We start from the raw sequence: 21,723 nt of genomic DNA, 5'->3' as shown, positions 1-21,723 counted from the left end.
GCTCTGTTCCTGCCCCGAAGGGCGGGTAGCTGGAATCAGCCGGCAACCGCCGCGGCCACTTCCGCCGCGAAGTCGGACACTTCCTTCTCGATGCCTTCGCCGAGCTGGAAGCGCACGAAGTCCTTGAGGACGATCTTGCTGCCCGCTTCCTTGCCGGCCGCGTCGACGACCTGCTGGATCGGCGTCTTGTTGTCGATGACGAAGAGCTGGGAAAGCAGCGCGTTTTCCTTGGCGTACTTGGCGATCGCGCCCTCGACCATCTTGGCCTGGACGTTCTCGGGCTTGCCGCTCTCCGCGGCCTTCTCCGCCGCGATCTTGCGCTCGCGCTCGATCAGTTCGGGGTCGAGATCGTCGGCGGTCAGCGCCAGCGGGAAAGCGGCGGCGATGTGCATCGCGATCTGCTTGCCCAGCGCCTCGAGAACATCCGCCGGGGCTTCCGATTCGAGCGCCACGAGCACACCGATCTTGCCGAGGCTCGGCGCGGCTGCGTTGTGCATGTAGGGCACCACGAGACCCTGCGAGACTTCGACGGTCTTCATGCGGCGAACCTGCTGGTTCTCGCCGATGGTCGCGACGTTGTTGGTCAAGGCATCGGCAACGGTGCCGCCGCCCGGATAGGTCGCGGCCTTGAGCGCCTCGACGTCATCGCCCGCCACGCCCAGCGCCACTTCGGTGGTCTTGCGCACGAAGTCCTGGAACTGGTCGTTCTTGGCAACGAAGTCCGTTTCGGAGTTGACCTCGACGGCAACGCCCTTCGTGCCCGAGACGGCAACGCCGACGAGACCTTCGGCGGCAGTACGGCTCGACTTCTTGGCGGCGGCGGCGAGCCCCTTGGCGCGCAGCGCGTCGACAGCGGCTTCGATGTCGCCGTTCGATTCGTCGAGAGCCTTCTTGCAGTCCATCATGCCGGCGCCGGTGCGCTCGCGCAGGTTCTTCACGTCAGCGGCGGTGTAAGCCATCGCTCAAATCCTCTTGGTTGTTAGGGCCGTGCCGCGGCCCTCGATACGGTTGCGCGCCGAGCCCACTGGACCCGGCGCGCGACAATTCCATGACGAAAATGCCGTCGCCGGGACCGATCAGGCCTCGGCGGTTTCCTCGACCGGCTGGTCCAGTTCGCCGATGTCCACGCCGCTGTCGACCACGGCTTCGCGGCCACCCTTGGTCGCGGCCTGGGCCACCGCTTCGCAGTAAAGCCGCACGGCGCGGCTGGCGTCATCGTTGCCGGGAATCGGGAACGCGATGCCATCGGGCGAGACGTTGGTATCGAGCACCGCGACGACCGGAATGCCGAGCACGTTGGCTTCCTTGATCGCCAGGTCTTCCTTGTTGGCGTCGATCACGAACATCACGTCGGGAATGCCGCCCATATCGCGGATGCCGCCGAGCGAAAGCTCGAGCTTGTCACGCTCGCGGGTGAGCTGGAGCACTTCCTTCTTGGTGAGGCCCGCTGTATCGCCCGAAAGCTGCTCTTCAAGCGCCTTGAAGCGCTTGATCGAGCCGGAGATCGTCTTCCAGTTGGTGAGCATGCCGCCCAGCCAGCGGTGGTTGACGAAGTGCTGGCCGCAGGCGCGCGCGGCCTGGGCGATCGGCTCCTGCGCCTGGCGCTTGGTGCCGACGAAAAGGACCTTGCCGCCGGCCTGCACGGTGGCCGACACGAAGTCGAGCGCGCGCGCCATCAGCGGCACGGTCTGCGACAGGTCGATGATGTGGATACCGTTGCGGGCGCCGAAGATATACGGCTTCATCCGCGGGTTCCAGCGGTGGGTCTGGTGGCCGAAGTGCGCGCCGGCCTCGATAAGCTGCTGCATGGTGACGACGGGAGCCGCCATAATCATTTCCTTTCCGGTTGAACCTCTGGAAGGCAGGAACCGTGCGGAAAAATCCGCTGCGGCACCGGTATGTTCGCCTTCCATGTGGATTTGCCCTCTGCCGGGCGCCGGGGATCGGCACCGTTCGCTCAGACGGGGTGGCCCTTAGCCCCGTTTCGCGGCGAAATCCAGCGCAAATTTGCGGGAAACGCGCCGCCGAGCATCACCCCTATTCCGCAAGGCGTCATTTTGCTCTTGACAGGAACGGAACAAAAAGAGAACTAAACATCTCTGGAACATTGGTAGAACAGATTCGTGTTTTCCACAAGCTGTCCACGGCGCGATGCACCGGATGGGCGGAAGATCGAAAGGAACGGTCATGACTGCATTCGCCGCATTGTTCTTCGCTTTTGGCGCGCTGGCATCGGCCTGGGTCATCGCTGTGAGCTGGGTGCGTCATGGCCGCGCAGCGTTCGCCCTGCGGGCAAGGCTGGATGCCTGCCCGGAAACGACAGTGCTGACGTGGAGAATAATCGAGCGGGTGCCTCTGCCGGCGCTCGCGCTCAGGACGGATCGGAAGGCGCGCCCTGCCCGCCTTCGGAAGCAGCGTCCGGGGCTGGACTGGCCGGGCGCGGTTCGTCAGCCGCTGGATCTCGCCGCCTGACGCTGGCGTAAGAGACAATGCCGATCGGGATCAGCGCCAGATAGACGAGCGTGATGGCGGCCAGCGTGTACCAGGGCTCGGTCAGCAATGCCGCGACGGCCAGACCCACCAGTGCAAGCACCCCTATACGGATGCTGCGCGGCGGCTGCAGGCGCGACCAGCTCAGCGTCGGCAGGCTGGAGATCATCAGGAAAGCGATGAGGGTCATCCAGATGCTTACCGCCACTTCGTTGGCGAATTCGGGAATGCCGGTCGCGATCCACAAGTACATCGGCAGGAAGGCGAGGCCCGCTCCGACCGGCGCCGGAACGCCGGTGAGGAAACCCGCCTGCTTGTGCGGCTGATCGAGCATGTCGAGCCGGGAGTTGAACCGCGCAAGGCGCAGCACGCAACACATCGCGAAGGCAAGCGCGGCGATCCAGCCCAAGCTGGGCAACTGGTGCAGAGTCCAGAGATAGACGATCAGCGCCGGGGCAACGCCGAACGAGATCGAATCGGCAAGGCTATCCATCTCGGCGCCGAAGCGCGTCTGCGCCTTGAGCAGGCGCGCCGCGCGGCCATCGATCCCGTCAAGCAGACCGGCGACGATCACGGCCTGTACCGACTTCTCGAATTCCCCGGCAATGGCAAAGCGAATGCCGGTAAGCCCCACGCAAAGCGCCGCCACCGTAATCGCGTTGGGCACGATGGCTCGCATCGAAAGACCACGCGCCAGCCGGCGGCGCTGCGAAAGCCCCTCCTCGGCTGTAAGCGCGTCGGTCTCGTCGATCACTGGGCGATGCCTTCGATCACCCGGCTTTCCGAAACTTCCGCGAGCACGGTCTCGCCGGCGATTGTCTTTTGCCCGAGCAGTACCTTCGGCTCGGTGCCCGCCGGAAGGTACACGTCGACCCGGCTGCCGAAGCGGATCAGGCCGATACGCTGACCAGCGGCGATAATGTCGCCGGGCTTGATGAAGGGAACGATCCGCCGCGCGACCAGGCCGGCAATCTGCGTAAAGCAGATCCGCAGGCCGTCGCCCCGCTCGATCAGCACGTGTTGCCGTTCATTCTCCTCGCTCGCCTTGTCGAGGTCGGCATTCACGAATTTTCCCGGAATGTAGATCACGCGCCGCACGGTGCCGCCGATCGGCGCGCGGTTGATGTGGACGTCAAACACACTCATGAAGATCGAAATGCGCGTGACCGGCTCTTCGTCCATCGGTTTCGAACCGCTACCATCATCGACGGTCAGCTCACGCGGCGGCGGAACCTTCTGGATCAGCGTGATCAGACCGTCCGCGGGTGCGACGATGCAGCGATCATCCTGGGGCGTGACGCGGACGGGATCGCGGAAGAACGCAAGGACGCACAGCGCAAGCACGGCGAGCGGCCAGCCGATCCACGGGCCGAGCAGGAACCAGGCGACCAAGGCAACCGCGCCGGCGATCCCGCCGAACTTGCGTCCCTCGGAATGAATGGAAGGCCATTGCCACGAAGCGTCGCCGCGACCCTGGTTATCGAGAATTTCTCCGGGCATCGCTCTCATTTAGGCCTGGTCCACAGATACCGCAATGCCGGGTTGGCACGAGTGGCTCGCACGGTCATCGGGATCGTTGAAGGGAAAAAGCTGGTGGTGGACAGGGCTGGATTCGAACCAACGTACGCTTGCGCGGGCAGATTTACAGTCTGCTGCCTTTAACCACTCGGCCACCTGTCCACACCAGTTTGCTCTGGCTCGCGGGGAAAGCCCGCGAAGTAAAGCTCCTGAGCGGAGCCTCATTGCCGAGGAGCAGCGCCTTTGCCGAAGCGAGCCTTGCCTGTCAATGGGGTGACTGGCAGGAGCGGCAACAGTTTTTGACGGAAAGGACATTCGATGAGCAAGCGCGGCGAAAACAGGGGGGACGACAAGCCTGCCCGGGCCCTGCGCGGACGGGCGGGTCGCATGAAGAACGGCCGGGGCAGCGGCCGCGCGAGTGCTGGCACAGTGCGTCTCTGGGGGCACCACGCGGTCGAAGCCGCGCTCAGGAACCCGGACAGGCGCCACCGGAAGCTCTGGGCGACGCGCGAGGCGGTCGAAGCGCTTGATGGGGAGTTGCCCAGCGATTTTCCGGTGGAATGGGCGCAGGCAGCCGACCTTGCCCGCCTCGTCGCGCGCGATGCGCCGCATCAGGGGCTGGTGCTGGAATGCGAACCGCTCGACGATCTGTTCCTTGCCGATGTGCTGGATGGCGACCCCGCACGCCCGGTCGTTGTCCTCGATCAGGTCACCGATCCGCACAACGTGGGCGCCATCATGCGCTCGGCCGCGGCATTCAACGCCTGCGCGATCGTCACGCAGGACCGGCACGCGCCGCCCGAATCGGGAACGCTCGCAAAGTCGGCCTCGGGCGCGCTGGAGATCCTGCCCTGGGTCCGCGTGGTGAACCTGGCGCGCGCGCTGGAGGAGATCGCCGAAGCCGGCTACTGGCGGATCGGGCTTGACGGAGAGGCCGAAACGACACTGGCGGAAGCGCTGCCGGCCGGCCCCGTCGCTCTCGTGCTCGGGGCGGAAGGCGATGGCATGCGCCGCAACATCACCCAGCATTGCGACGCCACAGCCAGGCTGCCGATCAGCGACGCCATGGAGAGCCTGAACGTCAGCAATGCCGCGGCCATTGCGCTTTATGCGGCGGAAACGCGATAACAGGTCCGGTAACGAGGGGGATCAGACATGCGATATTTCACCGATCTACGTTGGGGCCGCAGGTCGCTGCCCGTGATGGCGGCCGCGGCACTCACGCTGCTGCTGGCCGCCTGCATCTTCGCGCCTGGCAAGTTCGCTTCGCAGCTTGACGTTAATCAGGACCGCACTTTCGCTTTCCGCTACACCGGCGAAATCCTGATGATCCCGCTGATGGAAGCGGCGCGGAAGAACACGTTCGAGCCGGAGGCCTGCCGCGATGAGGACACCTTCGACGAGCGCGAGTGCACGGCCGACGAGATTGCCCGGCAGAAGCAGGAATGGGAAGCCTCGCGAGAGGAGCGCAAGCAAAGCGATGCCCAGGCCGCGCAGATGCTGCTTGGCGGCATCGACCCGAGCGACCCGGAGTCCGGCCGTGAAATCGCCGAGAAACTGCGTCGCCAGACCGGCTGGCAGAAGGTCGAGTACCTCGGGGGCGGAAAGTTCGACGTCGACTTCGCGATCACGGGCCGGCTCGACCACGATTTCACTTTCCCGACTTTCGAAGGCATGCCGATGACCAATGCCTTCGTGCAGCTCTCGCTGCGTCAGGACGGTACCGTGCGGATCGACGCTCCCGGATTCGGGCCGGCAAGCAACCCGGGCGCCATGGCCGGGATGATGGGCGGGATGGCAAGTAACGCCGGTGCCGACGGAGAAGGCGCGAACCTAGCCCAAGGTACGTTCACCGTGCACACGGATGCGCCGATCCTCGCCAACAACACCGACGAAGGACCCGCGCCCGTCGCCGGCGGCCGCCAGGCGCTGGTCTGGCAAGTCAATCCGCGCACGCCCGCCGCCCCGACCGCGCTGCTCAAGCTGCGGCCCTGATACCAAGCTGCAGCGATCCCGGCCTATGAGGATTGCCAGTCCCGTTTGCTGGCAAGGAGCAGCGGAAACGGCGATGTGGTTCATCGTCGTGACGCTGCGACGAAGTCCAGCGGACGGGACTGGCAACCCTGCGGGCGGCCTACTGGCGGCCCTCGGACATCGTCACGCCCTCGGAACTATGAACCACATCGCCCCTTCGGGCGTTCCTCGCCGAGAACCGCCAGTAGGCCGTCCTCATAGGTCGGGATCACTGCAGCTTGGTATGAGCGCCCGAACGGCCGATTGAAAAACGCCGCGCCGGCCCAAAGGCCAGCGCGGCGTCTTTCTGTTATGCCTGCGAGGCGAACAGGCAGCCTGTCAGATCAGTTGACGGCGTCCTTCAGGCCCTTGCCTGCCTTGAACTTCGGCTGGGCCGAAGCCTTGATTTCCATCGGCTCGCCAGTGCGCGGGTTGCGGCCGGTCGAAGCCTTGCGCTTCGCGACGGAGAAAGTGCCGAAACCGACCAGACGGACTTCGTCACCCTTCTTCAGCGCGCCGGTGACGGCGTCGAACACGCTTTCGACGGCCTTGGTCGCATCGCTGCGGGTGAGGCCGCTGCTATCGGCAACTGCGCTGATGAGATCGTTCTTATTCATTATGGGTACCCCCTAGGCTTTCAGTGGAACCGGAGTTGATGGGAAGGAATGAATCGCCTCTTCGAATGGCCCCGGAATTGAGCGGCTTTTTCCGGCGCTGTCAAAGCCAAAACTGGCCTGAAAGCTCCAATTTGTCGCGTTTTTCCGCCATTCTGATGAGGAATCGTGTTTGTGCAGCGCAGCATCGACATCCACCGATGCCGCGACTCGCTTCACATTGATGAACGCCGCAGTGCAACTGGAAGGCTGAACGGCCTGCCATCGCCGGGCGCACTGATTCGAAAGATGAAATTTCTGTAACCTCAGCCGCGCATCGCTGCCGATGACAGAAGAGCGCAAAAAAGGCGGTCCGGAGCGAACCGCCTCTTGAGCTGCCTGCCAAAGATGGCAGGCGGTCGACCGAAACTTACGCGCCGGCTTCGTTGCGAACCTCGCGGCGCTCGGCGATGCGGGCGCGCTTGCCGGTACGGCCGCGCAGGTAGTACAGCTTGGCGCGGCGCACGATGCCGCGGCGGACCACGGTGATCGAATCGATATTGGGCGAATAGAGCGGGAAAACACGCTCCACGCCTTCACCGAAGCTGATCTTGCGCACGGTGAAGTTCGAATTGATGCCACGGTTCGAACGCGCGATGCACACGCCTTCGAAGTTCTGGACGCGGCTGCGTGTACCTTCGACAACCTTCACGCCGACACGAACAGTGTCGCCCGGACGGAACGCGGGAATTTCCTTGCCGGCCTTGGCAATTTCCTCGGCCTCGATCTGCTGAATCAGGTTCATGAACCCAAATCCTCGTCTTCATGCCGCGCGCCAGAGGCAGACTGGCCCCGAGCGCCCCTGTGACGCTCCCAAAGGTCCGGCCTGCGTAACCGTGTATCTTCCTCCGCCCGTTGTTTCCGCCAGGCGGCGATCTTCGCATGATCCCCCGATCGCAGCACTTCAGGGATCGTGCGCCCTTCCCACTCGGTGGGCCGGGTATAGTGCGGGTATTCAAGAAGGCCGTCCTCGAACGATTCCTCGGCCCCGCTGGAAGCCGCGCCCATTACGCCGGGAAGCAGGCGAATGCAAGCGTCTAACAGCATCAGCGCCGCCGGCTCTCCGCCGGAGAGCACGATGTCGCCGACCGAGACTTCCTCGACATCGCGCCCCTCGAAGATGCGCTCGTCGAAACCCTCGAAGCGGCCGCACAGGATGGTGACCCCCGGCCCCGCCGCCAGTTCGCGCACGCGGGCCTGGGTGATCGGCTTGCCGCGCGGGGTCATGGCGATGACGGGTGCCCGGGGGTTGAGCACGCGGGCATAGTCGATCGCGGCGGCGAGGATGTCGGCCTTGAGCACCATCCCCGCGCCACCGCCAGCGGGCGTGTCATCGACGGTGCGGTGCTTGTCGGTGGCGAAATCGCGGATGTGGACGGGCTCGATCGACCACTTCCCCTCGGCAAGCGCCCTGCCCGCCAGCGACAGGCCGAGCGGACCGGGGAACATCTCCGGGTAGAGAGTGAGAACGGTGGCGGTGAAGGTCATGCTCGTTCGGCCACTTTATCCAACATCACGACGGCGGCGGCCGAGGCCAGGCAACTCACGCCAAGAACAATGAGCAGAAACACCAAGGGGTCGGTATCACCGCCTCCACTCTCTTCAAGGTAAATTGCGCCTGCAAGCCAGCTAGACGGCGATACAAGAACGCCACCGGCGAACGCGATGAGATGACGAACCGGGTAGCGAAGTCGCATTGCGCAAATCCAAGCAATCGACGCACAGAGAACTGGAAAAGGTAACATTCCAGCAAAAATGAAGATGGCCCAGTTCAAATCACACCGTCCAGTTCTCGACCTTCAGCCCCGGCACATCCGCGAAATCCGCCCCATTGTTCGTCACCAGCGTCAGACCGGCGGACAACGCATGGGCAGCGATCAGGCGATCGAAGCTATGGCGACGAAAGGGCAGTCCGGCATGGCACAAGGCTGCCGCCGCGCCGAAATCGAGCGGGGGTATGACTTTGAACAGGCGCTCCGCTTTGGCAAAGGCCTCGCCATCTGTGCGATCGACGCCGCGCATCACTTCCGCCAGGCAGATCGCTGAAGTCACCACCTCGCCGGGGTGGCACGCCTCGACGCGCCCGCGCGCGGTGTCCGACAGGCCTTCGAGCAGATAGACGCAGATGTTGGAATCCAGCAGGTAAAGCGGCTCAATCACGCGGGAGCCTCTCCCCGGACCAATCGAGATTTCGCCCGGAAAGCGACCGATCCTCGGAAGAGAGCGGCTTCAACCCCGGCTTCGAGCCGTAGATCCCGGTCAGGTCTATCCGCCTTGCTTGCGGGTCGCATGCCTTGACGACCAGATCGCCGTTATCATCGCGTGCGACGATCCATTCCCGGTCGGGCTCCACGCCAAGCGCCGCCGGCATGCGGATCGCAACCGAATTGCCCGACCTGAAGCTCTTGGCGGTGTATTCCTTGCCCATGGCGGACTCCTGTATATACGCGATGTATATACTACTCCACGAAGGCCGCCGCAATCACCAGCTTCTCGTCATCCCATTCGGGCACGGCGATCCGGGTCATCGGCACCATGAAGCGATGGCGTTTACCGCCCTCCTCAACGGACCGCTCGATCTCCAGCACATCGCCTGCGCCGAAGTTCTCCACGGCAACCACTGAGCCGAGCGCCTCGCCTGCATCCGAAACGGCACGCAGGCCGAGCAGGTCGGCGTGGTAATATTCACCCTCACCCAATTCGGGCATGGCTGAACGCGGCACCGTCAGCGCCGTGCCGCGCAGTTTCTCGGCAGCGGTGCGGTTGGCCACTTCCTCGAAGCGGGCGATGGCGCCGCCCTTGCCGTCGTCGCGCAGCTTTTTGAGAGTCAGGGTGGAATCGTTGAAGGCGCGGTAGCGCTTGAGCGCGTCCACGCCTTCTCCGAACAGCTTGAGGCGAACTTCGCCCGTCACGCCGTGAGCGCCTGAGACGGCGGCCAGCGTGACGGGTCGGTCGTTGGCCAAGGCTCAGCCCTCGGTCTGTTCCTCGGTAGCCTCCGCAGCGGGAGCTTCCTCGGCGGGAGCCTCCTCGACAGCCGGAGCTTCTTCAACGGCGGGCGCTTCAGCGGCAACCTTGGCGGCCTCTTCTGCCTCGCGCAGCTTCTCGGCCTTCTCCTCGGCGCGGTCCTTGGCCTTCTGGCCCGGCTCGCCCTTGTTCGGGTTGCTGGTCGCGGCGCGCTCCTTGATGCCGGCCTTGTCGAGCATGCGGGCAACGCGGTCGGTCGGCTGGGCGCCTACGCCGAGCCAGTAACGCACGCGGTCCTCGACCAGCTTGACGCGGTTCTCATCGTCCTTGGCAAGGATCGGATTATAGGTACCGACCTGCTCGAGGTACTTGCCGTCGCGCGGCGAGCGGCTGTTGGAAACGACGATCTTGTAGTAGGGGCGCTTCTTGGCACCACCGCGCGAAAGACGGATTGCAACGGACATTTTTCTACCTTTCTGTGAAATTCTTACTTCTTGAGAAACTTGCTGAGATCGGGCTGGCCGCCGCCGCCCATGCCGGGCAGGCCGCCCGCCCCCGGACCGCCAAGTCCCGGCATCGCGGCGTCGAGCCCGCCCTTGCCGAACATCGCGGCGAGGCCCTTGAGCCCACCCATCTTCTTGATCTGCTTCATCGCCTTGGACATCTCCTGATGCATCTTGATCAGCTTGTTGATGTCCTGGACCTGCGTGCCCGAACCGTTGGCGACGCGGATCTTGCGCTTGGCGTTGAGCAGCGCGGGGTTGGCGCGCTCCTTGGGCGTCATGGAACCGATGATCGCATCCATGCGCACCAGCACCTTGTCGTCCATGTTCGAGGCGGCCATCGCGGCCTTCGCCTTCTTCATGCCGGGCATCATGCCGGCCAGCATGCCCAGACCGCCCATGTTCTGCATCTGGCGAAGCTGCATGCGCAGGTCGTTCATGTCGAACTTGCCCTGCTCCATGCGCTTGGCCAGCGCTTCGGCGTCCTCGACCTTGACCGTCTCGGCGGCCTTCTCGACCATGGAGACGATGTCCCCCATGCCGAGAATCCGGCCCGCGACGCGGCCGGGATGGAAAACCTCGATGGCGTCGGCCTTTTCACCGATGCCGGCGAACTTGATCGGCTTGCCGGTGACCGCGCGCATCGAAAGCGCCGCGCCGCCGCGCGCATCGCCGTCCATGCGGGTCAGCACCACGCCGGTAAGATCCACCTCGCCGGAGAAACTCTGCGCGACATTGACCGCGTCCTGACCGGTCAGCGAGTCGACGACGAGCAGCGTCTCGCGCGGGTTCGAGATGGCAGCGACCGCCTTCATCTCGTCCATGAGCTGCTGATCGACATGGAGACGGCCGGCGGTGTCGAGCAGCAGCACGTCGATCGCCTGCAGCTTCGCGGCCTGAAGCGCGCGCGTCGCGATCTCGGTCGGCTGCTGGCCGGGTATGATCGGCAGGGTGGCGACGTCGACCTGCTCGCCGAGTACCTTGAGCTGTTCCTGCGCCGCCGGACGGTTGACGTCCAGCGAGGCCATCATCGCCTTCTTGCCGTGCTTTTCCTTGAGCAGCTTGGCGATCTTGGCGGTGCTGGTCGTCTTGCCCGAACCCTGCAGGCCGACCATCATGATCACGACCGGCGGAGCGGCATTGAGATCGAGTTCGGGCGTCGTATCGCCGCCCAGCATCTCGACCAGCGCGTCGTTGACGATCTTGACGACCTGCTGGCCCGGCGTGACCGACCGGAGGACCGACTGGCCCACCGCCTTCTCGGTCACCTGGTCGACAAAGCGGCGCACCACGGGGAGCGCGACATCGGCCTCGAGCAACGCGATACGCACTTCGCGCATGGCGTCGCGGACGTCCTGCTCCTTGAGCGCTCCGCGGCCGCGCAGCTTGTCGAACACGCCGCCGAGACGATCGGAAAGAGAGTCAAACATGATCGCTCCTGTCGTCGCTTGTGGCGAACATTGGCCAAACTCCCTTTTGACGAACCACCGGCCCGCCAGAACGCCGAAAACGCCGGTGGGCGAAATCTCGCTGACCGGCGTAACGTGAATTACGCGAAAAACGCCGGCGGGCGAAACCTCGCCGGCCAGCGTATCGCTATCACGCGAACATCATGTTCGAAATGGATGGTGGAGCCGAGGGGGATCGAACCCCTGACCTCTACAATGCCATTGTAGCGCTCTCCCAGCTGAGCTACGGCCCCGTTCCATTTCAGCAGGTCGATCCTGGGAGGTTCGGCCCGTTCCCTTGCGGCAACCTTTGGCTTCCGCTCGGGAAGCCGCGCTCTAGTGAGGGGCTTCCCGGTTGGCAAGAGAGAATTTTCGAAGACGCCGCGATTTTTTGTCCGCCTCTGCGCCATTCCCGCGACGGCGAGATGCAAGCCGCCACGCCGGAAACCGGGTTCCTGCTTTCGCGGGAATGACCGGTAGAGAGGTCAACAAGCCCGCGGCAGAAACCTACTCGTCGCGATCGTCGTCGTCCTTGCCGCCGATGCCGAGGTCGTCGTCACCACCGAGGTCGACATCGTTGTCGGGCGAATCGCTGTCCTCGTCGATGTCCAGATCGTCATCGGCCAGGTCGGTGTCCTCCTGCTCAACACGCTCCTTCTTCTGCACTTCCTCGAACGGGATCGGCTGCTTCGACTTGAGCACCGGCTCCGGGTGCCACGCGTAGCCGCATTCGATACAGGTGACCGGGGAGTCCTTGCCCAGATCATAAAAGCGCGTGCCGCATTTCGGGCAGCCGTGCTTGGCACCCCACTCAGGCTTTGCCATGAAACGTCCTCATCTTTCCCGCCCGAAAGCGGGCAGGCGTAAATTCCGTGTCTTGATGGAAAGGCTCACGCGTAAAATCAAGCGTGCCGACCACATCAGGGCGCGCGCCTTGCCATAGGCGGCCGGCGCTGTCAAAAGCCGCGCGATTTTCTCGCCCGTATGTCTACGAAAGCCGCTTTCCGTGAGCCACGCTGCCGATACCGCAATGCGCCCCCTCCGTTTCATGCCCTCCGGTCCGCTCAAGGGGACGATTCGCGTTCCGGGCGACAAGTCGATCAGTCATCGATCGATCATGCTGGGCGCCTTGGCAGTGGGCGAAACGAAAGTGACCGGGCTGCTCGAAGGCGAGGACGTGCTGGCGACCGCCGCCGCTATGCGGGCGATGGGTGCATCCGTGGAGCGCGTCGCGGAAGGCGAATGGCGCGTCCACGGCGTCGGCGTCGGCGCGCTGCTCCAGCCCGAGGCACCGCTGGACATGGGCAACTCCGGGACATCGACACGTCTGCTGATGGGCCTCGTCGCCAGTCACCCGATCAGCGCAACCTTCATCGGCGATGCCAGCCTTTCCAAGCGGCCCATGGGGCGGGTTATCGAGCCTCTCTCCCAGATGGGCGCCAGCTTCGAGGCGAGCGAGGGAGGCCGCCTGCCCCTCATTCTCAAGGGTGCCTCTCCCGCCGTGCCGATCTCGTACCGGCTACCAGTCGCCTCGGCCCAGGTAAAAAGCGCGGTGCTGCTCGCCGGACTCAACACCCCGGGCGTCACCACCGTCCTGGAGCCGGTACCGACACGCGATCATTCGGAACGCATGCTCAGGGGTTTCGGTGCCGAACTGAATGTCGAAGTCGAGACTGACGGCACCCGCGTGATTACCATTCGCGGCGAAGCCGAACTGAGGCCGCAGGTCATCGACGTGCCCGGCGACCCGTCCTCCGCCGCTTTCTTCATCGTCGCCGCGCTGCTCGTTCCGGGCAGCGACGTCGTGATCGAGAATGTCGGTCTGAACCCCACCCGAGCCGGACTGATCGACGTGCTGCGGCAGATGGGCGGCCAGATCGAAGAGATCAATGCACGCGAGGTCGGCGGCGAGCCGGTTGCTGACCTGCGTGTCACGCACTCCGTTCTCAAGGGCATAGAGGTCGATCCGGCGATGGCCCCCAGCATGATCGATGAGTTCCCCGCGCTCTTCGTCGCCGCATCGCTGGCCGAGGGCACGACCCGCACTTCCGGCCTCGACGAATTGCGCGTCAAGGAATCGGATCGCCTCGCCGTCATGGCGACCGCACTCGCGGCGGCCGGCGCGCGAATCGAGGAGCACGAGGACGGCCTCGTCATCGAAGGCACTGGCGGCGAGCCGCTGGCCGGCGCCGAAAACGCCATCGCCACGCATCTCGACCACCGCATCGCCATGTCCATGGCCGTCGCCGGCCTCGCAAGCCGCGACGGGGTCGAAGTCGATGACACCCGCCCCATCGCCACCAGTTTCCCGGTATTCGAAACGATGCTCGACGGGCTGAAGACGTGATTCTGCCGCTGCCAACCGAGATCGCGAACATCATCGGCTTCGCGGGCATGGCCTGCATCGTCTTTGCCTATGCCTACATCACCGGACGCGAGCGGCCGAACCCCTTCGTCCAGCACGGCGTCAACCTGCTCGGCGCCGCTCTGCTGACGATCTCGCTGCTGGTGAACATGAATGCTCCCTCGCTGGTCCTGGAAGGCTTCTGGGCGGCGATCGCCATCTGGGGGCTGGTGAAGGCCGCCAGGAACCGTGGCGGGGATCGCCGCCCGAACTGAGCAATTCGGCTCGGGCTTGCGGTGCCGAACTGCAAGACCTGCATCCCCGACCTTGCCTCGACGCGCGCGCCGCGCCAAAGGCACCTGCATGATTATCGCCGTCGACGGACCTACCGCCTCGGGCAAAGGCACGATTGCAAAGGCGCTCGCCGCCCATTTCGGCCTCCCGCATCTCGATACCGGCCTGCTCTATCGCGCGGTCGGGCTCCAATGCCTGCTCGACGGCGGAAACCCGGACGATCCTGCGGCCGCACTGGCGGCATGCACCTTCCCGGACACGCTGCTCGGCGATCCCGAATTGCGCTCCGAGGAGACCGGAGGCCTTGCCAGTCGCGTCTCGATCCACCCCCCGGTTCGTAAGGCGCTTTACGAACGCCAGCGCAGCTTCGCGACACAACCTGGCGGTGCCGTGCTGGACGGGCGCGACATCGGGACCGTCATCGCGCCCGAGGCCGACGTCAAGCTCTTCGTCACCGCTTCGGTCGAATCCCGCGCCCGGCGCCGTTTCCTAGAAATGCAGGAACAGGGCCGCAGCGTCTCGCTGGAAGAGATCGCCGGCAACCTGGCGCGGCGCGACGAGCGCGACCGCGGCCGCGACGATGCACCCCTGGTCGCCGCGCCGGACGCCGTCGTGATCGACACGTCCCGGCTTCGCCGCGAGGAGGCGATCGCGGCAGCCATCGCGGCGGTCCATGCCGCGCGCGCGCGGCGCGGCGCCTGACGGGCTTTCCGGCCCATTCCGCTTGCATTCCCGCCCCCCCGGGCGTAGGGGCCGCCGGTCCGAAGGGTCATCCATGCCCCCAAGGATGCCGTGACCGGTATTCGGCCGCCACGGCAGTTCGGCCCCCTTTTGGCCCGCCGATGCAATGGTGCGGATGGCGGAGGAAAGACCGGCGGAAACAACCGCCTGGCCGGAAACATCGTTGAACAGGAATGACCTGATAATGGCTACTTCTGCCAATCCGACTCGCGACGATTTCGCGAAAATGCTTGACGAACAGCTCGGCGGCGCCGCCGACGAGGGCTTCGAAGGCCGTGTCGTCAAGGGCACCATCACCGCCATCGAGAACGACAAGGCCGTCATCGACGTCGGCCTCAAGAGCGAAGGCCGCGTCGCCCTGCGCGAATTCGCGCGCGGTGAAGACGAGCACGGCCTGAAGGTCGGCGACGAAGTCGAAGTCTATGTCGACCGCGTCGAGAACGCCGACGGCGAAGCGATGCTCAGCCGCGACCGCGCCCGCCGCGAAGCCGCCTGGGACAAGCTCGAGAACGAATTTGGTGAAGGCAAGCGCGTCGAAGGCGTGATCTTCGGCCGCGTCAAGGGCGGCTTCACCGTCGACCTCGACGGCGCCGTGGCCTTCCTGCCCGGCTCGCAGGTCGATATCCGCCCCGTCCGCGACGTCGCCCCGCTGATGGACGTGCCGCAGCCCTTCCAGATCCTCAAGATGGACCGCCGCCGCGGCAACATCGTTGTCTCGCGCCGCGCCGTCCTCGAAGAGACCCGCGCCGAGCAGCGCAGCGAGCTGATCGAGAAGCTCTCCGAAGGCCAGGTGATCGACGGCGTCGTCAAGAACATCACCGATTACGGCGCCTTTGTCGATCTGGGCGGCATCGACGGCCTGCTCCATGTCACCGACATGAGCTACAAGCGCGTCAACCACCCGAGCGAGGTGATCAACATCGGCGACACCGTCACCGTGCAGATCATCCGCATCAATCAGGAAACGCAGCGCATCTCGCTGGGCATGAAGCAGCTCGAGAGCGATCCCTGGGAAGGCGCGGCGGTCAAGTACCCGGTCGGCGCCAAGCTCAACGGCACCGTCACCAACATCACCGAATACGGCGCCTTCGTGGAACTGGAGCCGGGCATCGAGGGCCTCGTCCACGTGTCCGAAATGTCCTGGACCAAGAAGAACGTCCACCCTGGCAAGATCGTCTCGACCTCGCAGGAAGTCGAAGTCATGGTGCTGGAAGTCGACAGCGACAAGCGCCGCATCTCGCTCGGCCTCAAGCAGGCCCAGCAGAACCCGTGGGAAGCCTTCGCCGAGAAGCACCCGGTCGGTACGCAGGTCGAGGGCGAAGTCAAGAACGCGACCGAATTCGGTCTGTTCATCGGCCTCGACGGCGACGTCGACGGCATGGTCCACATGTCGGACATCGCCTGGGGCATCTCCGGCGAGGACGCGCTGGCGCTGCACCGCAAGGGCGAAGAGGTCTCGGCCGTCGTTCTCGACGTCGATGTCGAGAAGGAACGCATCAGCCTCGGCATGAAGCAGCTTGAGCGTGGCGCCCCGGCCGCTGGCGTTGCCGCTTCCGGCGATTCGCTGCGTCGCGGCCAGGTCGTCACCGTCTCGGTCCTCGAAGTCCGCGATGGCGGTCTGGAAGTCCAGGCCGGCGAAGACGGCGCCACCGGCTTCATCAAGCGTTCCGACCTCGGCCGCGACCGCGACGAGCAGCGTCCGGACCGCTTCCAGGTCGGCCAGAAGGTCGATGCCATGGTCACCGGCTTCGACCGCTCGAAGAAGCCCAACTTCTCGATCAAGGCGCGCCAGCTGGCCGAAGAGAAGGAAGCGGTCGAGCAGTACGGTTCGTCCGACTCGGGTGCGTCGCTGGGCGACATCCTCGGCGAAGCACTCAAGAACCGCTGATAACTGTCTTCCCGGCCAACGCCGGATGACGACAGTCGCAACGAACAAAAGCCCGTCCGGACTGTCCGGGCGGGCTTTTGCTTTGCCCGGCGCGCGCCTAAATAGCCTTTCAAGGAGAGCCGTCATGCTAGAGGTCCACCAATTCCCCTGTCTGTCCGACAACTACGGCTATCTGCTCCACGACCATGACAGCGAGGAAACCGTCTGCATCGACACACCCGACGCGGACGAATACCTGAAGCAGGCCGCTCACAAGGGCTGGCAGATCACCCAGATCTGGAACACGCACTGGCATCCCGACCATGCCGGCGGCAACGAGGCGATCAAGCACGCCACCAGCTGCAAGGTAACCGCTCCCGAAAGCGAGGCCGCGAAGATCGCAGGTGTCGACCGCACGGTGCGCAACGGCGACGTGGTGATGATCGGTGACCGCAGGGCCTGCGTGATCGACGTGGGCGGTCACACGCTCGGCCACATCGCCTATCACCTGCCCGGAGCGCGCCTCGCCTTCGTCGGCGATTCGGTGTTCGCGCTGGGCTGCGGCCGCATGTTCGAAGGCACGCCCGAGCAGTTCTGGGCGAGCCTGAAGCGGATCAAGGCGCTGCCGCCCGAAACCATGCTTTACTGCGCGCACGAATACACCGCCGCCAATGCGAGGTTCGCGCTCCATGCCGATCCCGAGAATCAGGAGCTGGCCGCATACGTTCAGGAGATCACGAAGCGCCGCGAGCACAAGATCCCGACGGTACCCACCAAGCTGGAACGCGAACTGGCGACCAACCCCTTCCTGCGCGCCGACACCCCGGACATGCGGGCGCGCTGGGGCGGCGGCGATGCCGTGGCGACCTTCGCGGCGCTGAGGAAGGCCAAGGACGCGTTCTGAGGCAAAAGGACCAAGAGCAAAGGCCCCGCTTCATCCTGAACCTGTGCTGCAAGCAGCATACCGAACCTCGCGCGGCACCTCGAGGCCTTCGACAAGCTCACGCTGCGTTCCGGGTATGCTGCGGACAGGTCCGATTCTGCCGAACGCCCGGAATGTCGGGGTGAGCAGTCATAACCTTTTCGTCATACCGGCGCAGGCCGGTACCCAGCGCAAGAAATAAAGTCGCCGCAAAGCGGCGGCGATCTTGTCGAGGCTGGGCCCCGGCCTGTGCCGGGGTGACGATCATCTTGTATCATCCGCAATGTCGGCGTGTCCGGCCACAAAAAAGCCCCCGCTTTTCGCGGAGGCTTCCTTGTTTCGAATTGCCGGAAAGTCAGTTCAGATCCCGGCAATCGCCTGATCGACCAGCGCCTTGTCGGCTTCGGCAGAGTGGTTGGCGCGGATCAGGCCTTGCGCGGCCGTAGCGGCGGCGCTGGCGGCCTTGGCGCGCAGGTCGGCGACGGCGGCGCGCTCGGTCGCCGCGATCTTGTCTTCGGCCATCTTCTCACGGCGGGCGATCACCTCGGTGGTGTCCGCCTCGGCCTTTGCGACAATGGCTTCGGCCTCGTGCCGGGCATGCTCGATCATTGCCGCCGCGTCCTTTTCGGCATTGGCGATCTTGTCGGCATATTCCTTGCGCAGCGCCTCGGCCTCGGCACGCAGTGCGCGCGCTTCCTCGAGCTGGGCCCTGATTTCGGCAATGCTCTTGTCGAGGCCGCCGGCGAGCAGGCCGGGAACCTTCTTCCAGATGCCGATGCCGAGCAGTACCAGGATCGCCAGCGCGACCCAGCCTGCCGGGGCGATTCCGAGCGCGTTAGGCTCGGGATGATGGAGCACGGCTTCGCCATCGGCGAGGGTCTCGGCGTGGATCATGGCCTCGTCGTGCTGAGCCGCGCCGCTAGTGGCCGCGAGAATGATATGCTGATTCATGGCAGCCTCTCTCAAGCCCCGGTGAGTTCGGCCTGCACCGCCTTGCGGGCAGAAGCCTGATCCACCGAGATGCCGGCAATGCGCGAAACGATCTGCTCCGCGGCCTCGGCGGCGACGGCCTCGATCTCGCCCATGGCGCTGTCGCGAGAGGCCGCAATGCGGGCCTCCGCTTCGGCGATCCGCGCGCCGAGCCCGGCGTTGACTTCGGCAAGACGGCTCTCGGCCTCTTTCGCCGCCTCGACCTTGGCCTTGGCGATGATGGCCTGGGACTCGGCGCGGTTGGCGCTTTCGCGCTTGCGCCAGGCTTCTTCCTCGGCGTCCGCCGCCTTGCGCGCGGTCTCGGCCGCGGCGAGATCCTGGGCGATCTGCTTGTCGCGCGCTTCGACCGTCGCCATGACCTTGGGCACCATGCCCCGGCCGATGACGAAGAAGATGAAGCCGAACACCAGCAGGATCCAGAAGATCTGGCTGGCGTATGTCGCAGATAGCTGGGCTATTTGAGGCATTGCGGGATCCGGGTTTTTGCCCGGCCGGTTCTGCTCGCTGGCGAGCGCCCCGGCCGGTCAGTTCAGGTACGTTCGGGTCAGGCGACGAAGATCAGGATCATCGCGACGACGAACGAGAGCAGGCCGAGAAGTTCGGCGGCGGCGAAGCCGATGAACAGTCGACCCTGCTGGCCGTCGGCGGCACCCGGATTGCGCAGCGCGCTCTCGAGGAACGAACCGAAGACGTTACCGACGCCGATGGCGGCCATGCCCGCACCGATAGCGGCAAGACCGGCGCCGATCAGCTTGGCAGCTTGAGGATCCATGTGAAAACTCCCTTGTTGAAACGTGTAGAAAATGAAGGAACGAGAATTAGTGAAGGTTCTCGGCGTCGTTGAGATACAGCGAAGTCAACAGCGCGAAGACGTAGGCCTGGATGCCGGCGACGAGGAGCTCGAGCGCGACGATCGCAACCATCAGGATGAAGCTCAGGACCGAGACGACCGGGCCGATGCCGATCCCCGCATTGAGGCCGTTGATCACGAAGCCCGAAAGCACCTCGAGCAGCACGTGGCCGGCCATCATCGCGACGAACAGTCGCAGGCCGAGGCTGAAAGGACGCACGAGGAACGAGACCAGCTCGATCACGAAGATCAGCGGGATCATCACCAGCGGCGTGCCGTGCGGCACGAACAGCGAGAAGAAGTGCAGCTTGTGCTTGGCGAAGCCGACCAGCAGCACGATCGCGAAGGCCATGACCGAAAGCACGCCGGTGGCGCTGAAATGGCTGGTGAAGGTGAAAGGATGAAGGCCGATGATGCCGAGCGGCAGCATGCCCAGGATATTGGCGAAGAGGATGAACATGAACAGCGAGAACATGTAGGGGATGTACTTCCGGCCTGCCGGTCCGACGTTCGTCGCCAAAAGGCCGTCGATGAAGCCGGTGAAGCTTTCCACCGCCATCTGCCAGCGCCCCGGCACCAGCTCGCGCTTCAGGCCGCCCGCGACGAAGATCAGCAACGCAAACGCGGCAATCACCATCCACATCGCCGAGTTGGTGAAGGCAATATTGTACTGGCCGATCTGCCATCCATCGGTCCCGAACATGGGCTCGATGGTGAACTGGTGCATCGGATCGACTTTGCCCGCTTCGGCTGCCACGCGAATATCCCTGTCGCCAATGAACGACAGCGCCCTGCTTCACCCCCTGTCGGGTCAATCCGGGCGCCGGTTCGAATTCCGTATGATATTCCTGAAGGCGACGAAGATTCCGAGGAACAACATCACCAACAGACCCCAGGGCGTGGTCCCGGCGAAGTGATCGATCACCCAGCCAAGGAACAAGCCGCCGACAACCCCTCCGAGCAAGTCCGCCAGGACGCGGCTTCCGGCACGATAGTTCTCGTCCGTTTCCGCGCCGCCGACAGGCTTGTTACGCTGCTCTTCCCGCTCGCGAACGGCCTTCAGCCTTTCGTCGAGCGATTCGAGGCGCGCGTCCTCGCCGTCAGGGTCCCGTGCAGATGGCTCGTCGTTCATGTCGCTCTCCACAGATGTTCACACGAGGACCCGTGTTCCCACTGTTCGATCGACGCGGTCAACCGCCACCCGCCGAGGGCGCCGACCCCTTAGGGTGGGGGATGTGCCGAGTCAACCACACAGCACGCTGCGGCGCGGGCCGGTCCTGGAACTATCAACGCGCGGCGGCGGCGGCGGACGCAACTCCTTTGACAGCAACGCCCTACGCGCGAGCGATACCGCATTGGCGATGCGCATAACGCAAGGGCCGCAAGGTGTTTCCACCCTGCGGCCCCGCGGCTGACTCGAATCACGGCAGCGGCATTCGCCGCCGCGCTGTCACGGACAGCGCGGGTCGCGCTCGGGCGCGCCGGCGCCGCGCGTCTTCCAGGTACCGTCGGGCGCCTGGTATTTCTCGCCCGGCTTCGTCTCCAGGATCAGGCGGCAGGCGGTAGCGAAGGCATATTCCTCGATCGTGCTCTTGCCGGCGGCCTTCTCGGTGTAGACGGCGCGGCGCTTGTTGTTGATGTCCTTGACCATCGCGCGGACGTCCGGCGACTGGCCGCCGACGACGCCGAGATATCCGTCGGTCTGCTCGCCCACCTGCCCGGCCGCCTTGGCCGCGGCATAGCTGGGATCGCGGCTCTGCGCGGCAGCGACCCCGCCGATGCCGAGAACCAGCACTGCCCCGGCCAGGCCGAGCGCGGCGACGGATTTGCGAATAGGGGTTGCCATCAGAAAATCTCCGGGTTCTCTTCGATCGTGTTCGCCGCGTCCGCAGCCAGACGATAGATCACTTCCTGCCTGATGTTGATATTGAGCTCGATCACGATCGGCTTGTCGGGAGCTGCCACGTTGATGCATCCCCCCAGCGCCGGAACCGTTCCCAAAACCAGCATCGCCGCGCAGACGGTGCGCCAGCCGGACCGGAACATTTCCTGCTGCATTGCCTTTTCCCCTGGCCCGAACATGGCGGGGTTTGTTGCAGCCGGAACACTTCCGGTCAATTTGCAAG

At 64.7% G+C, this 21,723-nt stretch carries 28 protein-coding genes and 2 tRNA genes; 7 read left to right on the top strand and 23 right to left on the bottom strand.

The genetic code is table 11. From position 1 onward, the window contains the following. Positions 1 to 35 precede the first annotated feature (35 nt). The 5 genes from tsf to IEX32_RS05455 form a co-directional block, all read right to left on the bottom strand. The gene (gene tsf, locus IEX32_RS05475; RefSeq protein ID WP_188769285.1) at positions 36 to 959 is read right to left on the bottom strand and encodes a translation elongation factor Ts; all 924 of its coding nucleotides are present in this window, start codon (positions 957 to 959) and stop codon (positions 36 to 38) included. 117 nt (positions 960 to 1,076) lie between these two features. Beyond that, the gene (gene rpsB, locus IEX32_RS05470; RefSeq protein WP_188769284.1) at positions 1,077 to 1,829 is read right to left on the bottom strand and encodes a 30S ribosomal protein S2; all 753 of its coding nucleotides are present in this window, start codon (positions 1,827 to 1,829) and stop codon (positions 1,077 to 1,079) included. Between the two features lie 542 nt (positions 1,830 to 2,371). Next, complete coding sequence (locus IEX32_RS05465) at positions 2,372 to 3,244, bottom strand: CDP-alcohol phosphatidyltransferase family protein (RefSeq protein ID WP_188769282.1); 873 nt, start codon at positions 3,242 to 3,244, stop codon at positions 2,372 to 2,374. Then, positions 3,241 to 3,990 (bottom strand): phosphatidylserine decarboxylase, encoded by a 750-nt coding sequence (locus IEX32_RS05460; protein WP_188769280.1) that lies wholly within the window; start codon positions 3,988 to 3,990, stop codon positions 3,241 to 3,243. Before IEX32_RS05460 ends, IEX32_RS05465 begins: the two co-directional genes overlap by 4 nt. 94 nt (positions 3,991 to 4,084) lie before the next feature. Beyond that, positions 4,085 to 4,170: transfer RNA gene (locus tag IEX32_RS05455), tRNA-Tyr, on the bottom strand. A 156-nt stretch (positions 4,171 to 4,326) separates the two neighbouring features. Between IEX32_RS05455 and IEX32_RS05450 the strand changes: the two genes are divergently transcribed. Then, positions 4,327 to 5,136, top strand: coding sequence for a TrmH family RNA methyltransferase (locus tag IEX32_RS05450; protein WP_188769278.1), 810 nt, complete (start codon positions 4,327 to 4,329; stop codon positions 5,134 to 5,136). A 27-nt stretch (positions 5,137 to 5,163) separates the two neighbouring features. After that, complete coding sequence (locus IEX32_RS05445; protein WP_188769277.1) at positions 5,164 to 6,003, top strand: hypothetical protein; 840 nt, start codon at positions 5,164 to 5,166, stop codon at positions 6,001 to 6,003. Between the two features lie 362 nt (positions 6,004 to 6,365). Here the strand turns inward: IEX32_RS05445 and IEX32_RS05440 are convergent, their stop codons facing one another. From IEX32_RS05440 to IEX32_RS05390, 11 genes are all read right to left on the bottom strand, one after another. Continuing rightward, complete coding sequence (locus tag IEX32_RS05440; protein WP_008829169.1) at positions 6,366 to 6,638, bottom strand: HU family DNA-binding protein; 273 nt, start codon at positions 6,636 to 6,638, stop codon at positions 6,366 to 6,368. 406 nt (positions 6,639 to 7,044) lie between these two features. Beyond that, on the bottom strand, positions 7,045 to 7,419 hold the full coding sequence (gene rplS, locus IEX32_RS05435; RefSeq protein ID WP_188769275.1) for a 50S ribosomal protein L19: 375 nt from the start codon (positions 7,417 to 7,419) through the stop codon (positions 7,045 to 7,047). Continuing rightward, positions 7,416 to 8,162 carry a tRNA (guanosine(37)-N1)-methyltransferase TrmD gene (gene trmD, locus IEX32_RS05430; RefSeq protein WP_188769273.1) on the bottom strand — a complete coding sequence of 249 codons (747 nt, stop codon included), beginning with the start codon at positions 8,160 to 8,162 and terminating at the stop codon, positions 7,416 to 7,418. The genes rplS and trmD overlap by 4 nt, the downstream gene beginning before the upstream one ends. Continuing rightward, on the bottom strand, positions 8,159 to 8,371 hold the full coding sequence (locus tag IEX32_RS05425; RefSeq protein WP_188769271.1) for a hypothetical protein: 213 nt from the start codon (positions 8,369 to 8,371) through the stop codon (positions 8,159 to 8,161). The genes trmD and IEX32_RS05425 overlap by 4 nt, the downstream gene beginning before the upstream one ends. 79 nt (positions 8,372 to 8,450) lie before the next feature. Further along, the gene (locus tag IEX32_RS05420) at positions 8,451 to 8,834 is read right to left on the bottom strand and encodes a type II toxin-antitoxin system VapC family toxin (protein WP_188769270.1); all 384 of its coding nucleotides are present in this window, start codon (positions 8,832 to 8,834) and stop codon (positions 8,451 to 8,453) included. Then, on the bottom strand, positions 8,827 to 9,102 hold the full coding sequence (locus tag IEX32_RS05415; protein WP_188769268.1) for a hypothetical protein: 276 nt from the start codon (positions 9,100 to 9,102) through the stop codon (positions 8,827 to 8,829). Before IEX32_RS05415 ends, IEX32_RS05420 begins: the two co-directional genes overlap by 8 nt. A gap of 31 nt (positions 9,103 to 9,133) precedes the next feature. Continuing rightward, positions 9,134 to 9,637, bottom strand: a complete 504-nt coding sequence (gene rimM / locus IEX32_RS05410; RefSeq protein WP_188769266.1) for a ribosome maturation factor RimM — start codon at positions 9,635 to 9,637, stop codon at positions 9,134 to 9,136. Between the two features lie 3 nt (positions 9,638 to 9,640). After that, positions 9,641 to 10,102 (bottom strand): 30S ribosomal protein S16, encoded by a 462-nt coding sequence (rpsP, locus tag IEX32_RS05405; RefSeq protein ID WP_188769264.1) that lies wholly within the window; start codon positions 10,100 to 10,102, stop codon positions 9,641 to 9,643. Between the two features lie 23 nt (positions 10,103 to 10,125). Further along, the gene (gene ffh / locus IEX32_RS05400) at positions 10,126 to 11,571 is read right to left on the bottom strand and encodes a signal recognition particle protein (protein ID WP_188769256.1); all 1,446 of its coding nucleotides are present in this window, start codon (positions 11,569 to 11,571) and stop codon (positions 10,126 to 10,128) included. A 196-nt stretch (positions 11,572 to 11,767) separates the two neighbouring features. Continuing rightward, positions 11,768 to 11,843: transfer RNA gene (locus tag IEX32_RS05395), tRNA-Ala, on the bottom strand. A gap of 253 nt (positions 11,844 to 12,096) precedes the next feature. After that, a complete protein-coding gene (locus IEX32_RS05390; RefSeq protein ID WP_188769254.1) occupies positions 12,097 to 12,414 on the bottom strand; it encodes a TIGR02300 family protein in 318 nt (105 codons plus the stop codon). A gap of 205 nt (positions 12,415 to 12,619) precedes the next feature. Here IEX32_RS05390 and aroA point away from each other — a divergent pair, with 205 nt between their 5' ends. The 5 genes from aroA (at position 12,620) to gloB (ending at position 17,739) form a co-directional block, all read left to right on the top strand. Continuing rightward, on the top strand, positions 12,620 to 13,936 hold the full coding sequence (aroA, locus tag IEX32_RS05385) for a 3-phosphoshikimate 1-carboxyvinyltransferase (RefSeq protein ID WP_188769252.1): 1,317 nt from the start codon (positions 12,620 to 12,622) through the stop codon (positions 13,934 to 13,936). A gap of 2 nt (positions 13,937 to 13,938) precedes the next feature. Beyond that, on the top strand, positions 13,939 to 14,208 hold the full coding sequence (locus tag IEX32_RS05380) for a CBU_0592 family membrane protein (protein WP_444543972.1): 270 nt from the start codon (positions 13,939 to 13,941) through the stop codon (positions 14,206 to 14,208). Positions 14,209 to 14,296: 88 nt separating this feature from the next. Next, positions 14,297 to 14,929 carry a (d)CMP kinase gene (locus tag IEX32_RS05375; RefSeq protein WP_188769249.1) on the top strand — a complete coding sequence of 211 codons (633 nt, stop codon included), beginning with the start codon at positions 14,297 to 14,299 and terminating at the stop codon, positions 14,927 to 14,929. A 223-nt stretch (positions 14,930 to 15,152) separates the two neighbouring features. After that, entirely contained in the window at positions 15,153 to 16,856 is a 1,704-nt protein-coding gene (gene rpsA / locus IEX32_RS05370; RefSeq protein WP_188769247.1) for a 30S ribosomal protein S1, read from the top strand. A gap of 124 nt (positions 16,857 to 16,980) precedes the next feature. Beyond that, complete coding sequence (gene gloB / locus IEX32_RS05365; RefSeq protein WP_188769245.1) at positions 16,981 to 17,739, top strand: hydroxyacylglutathione hydrolase; 759 nt, start codon at positions 16,981 to 16,983, stop codon at positions 17,737 to 17,739. A gap of 378 nt (positions 17,740 to 18,117) precedes the next feature. Here the strand turns inward: gloB and IEX32_RS05360 are convergent, their stop codons facing one another. From IEX32_RS05360 to IEX32_RS05330, 7 genes are all read right to left on the bottom strand, one after another. Then, positions 18,118 to 18,651 (bottom strand): F0F1 ATP synthase subunit B family protein, encoded by a 534-nt coding sequence (locus IEX32_RS05360; RefSeq protein WP_188769448.1) that lies wholly within the window; start codon positions 18,649 to 18,651, stop codon positions 18,118 to 18,120. Between the two features lie 68 nt (positions 18,652 to 18,719). Next, positions 18,720 to 19,214, bottom strand: a complete 495-nt coding sequence (locus tag IEX32_RS05355) for a F0F1 ATP synthase subunit B family protein (protein WP_188769239.1) — start codon at positions 19,212 to 19,214, stop codon at positions 18,720 to 18,722. Between the two features lie 77 nt (positions 19,215 to 19,291). Next, complete coding sequence (locus IEX32_RS05350; protein ID WP_188769238.1) at positions 19,292 to 19,519, bottom strand: F0F1 ATP synthase subunit C; 228 nt, start codon at positions 19,517 to 19,519, stop codon at positions 19,292 to 19,294. A gap of 46 nt (positions 19,520 to 19,565) precedes the next feature. Then, entirely contained in the window at positions 19,566 to 20,354 is a 789-nt protein-coding gene (locus tag IEX32_RS05345) for a F0F1 ATP synthase subunit A (RefSeq protein WP_188769237.1), read from the bottom strand. A gap of 54 nt (positions 20,355 to 20,408) precedes the next feature. Further along, entirely contained in the window at positions 20,409 to 20,729 is a 321-nt protein-coding gene (locus tag IEX32_RS05340; RefSeq protein WP_188769236.1) for an AtpZ/AtpI family protein, read from the bottom strand. A 318-nt stretch (positions 20,730 to 21,047) separates the two neighbouring features. After that, positions 21,048 to 21,443: a YdbL family probable chaperone protein gene (locus IEX32_RS05335; protein WP_188769235.1), complete on the bottom strand. Its 396-nt coding sequence runs from the start codon at positions 21,441 to 21,443 to the stop codon at positions 21,048 to 21,050. After that, a complete protein-coding gene (locus IEX32_RS05330; protein ID WP_229736109.1) occupies positions 21,443 to 21,655 on the bottom strand; it encodes a YnbE family lipoprotein in 213 nt (70 codons plus the stop codon). The genes IEX32_RS05335 and IEX32_RS05330 overlap by 1 nt, the downstream gene beginning before the upstream one ends. Positions 21,656 to 21,723: the final 68 nt, after the last annotated feature.

It is taken from the genome of Novosphingobium endophyticum (assembly GCF_014640675.1).
In the GTDB taxonomy this organism is placed as follows: Bacteria; Pseudomonadota; Alphaproteobacteria; order Sphingomonadales; family Sphingomonadaceae; genus Novosphingobium; species Novosphingobium endophyticum.
This window is presented reverse-complemented; position numbering and strand designations above follow the sequence as displayed.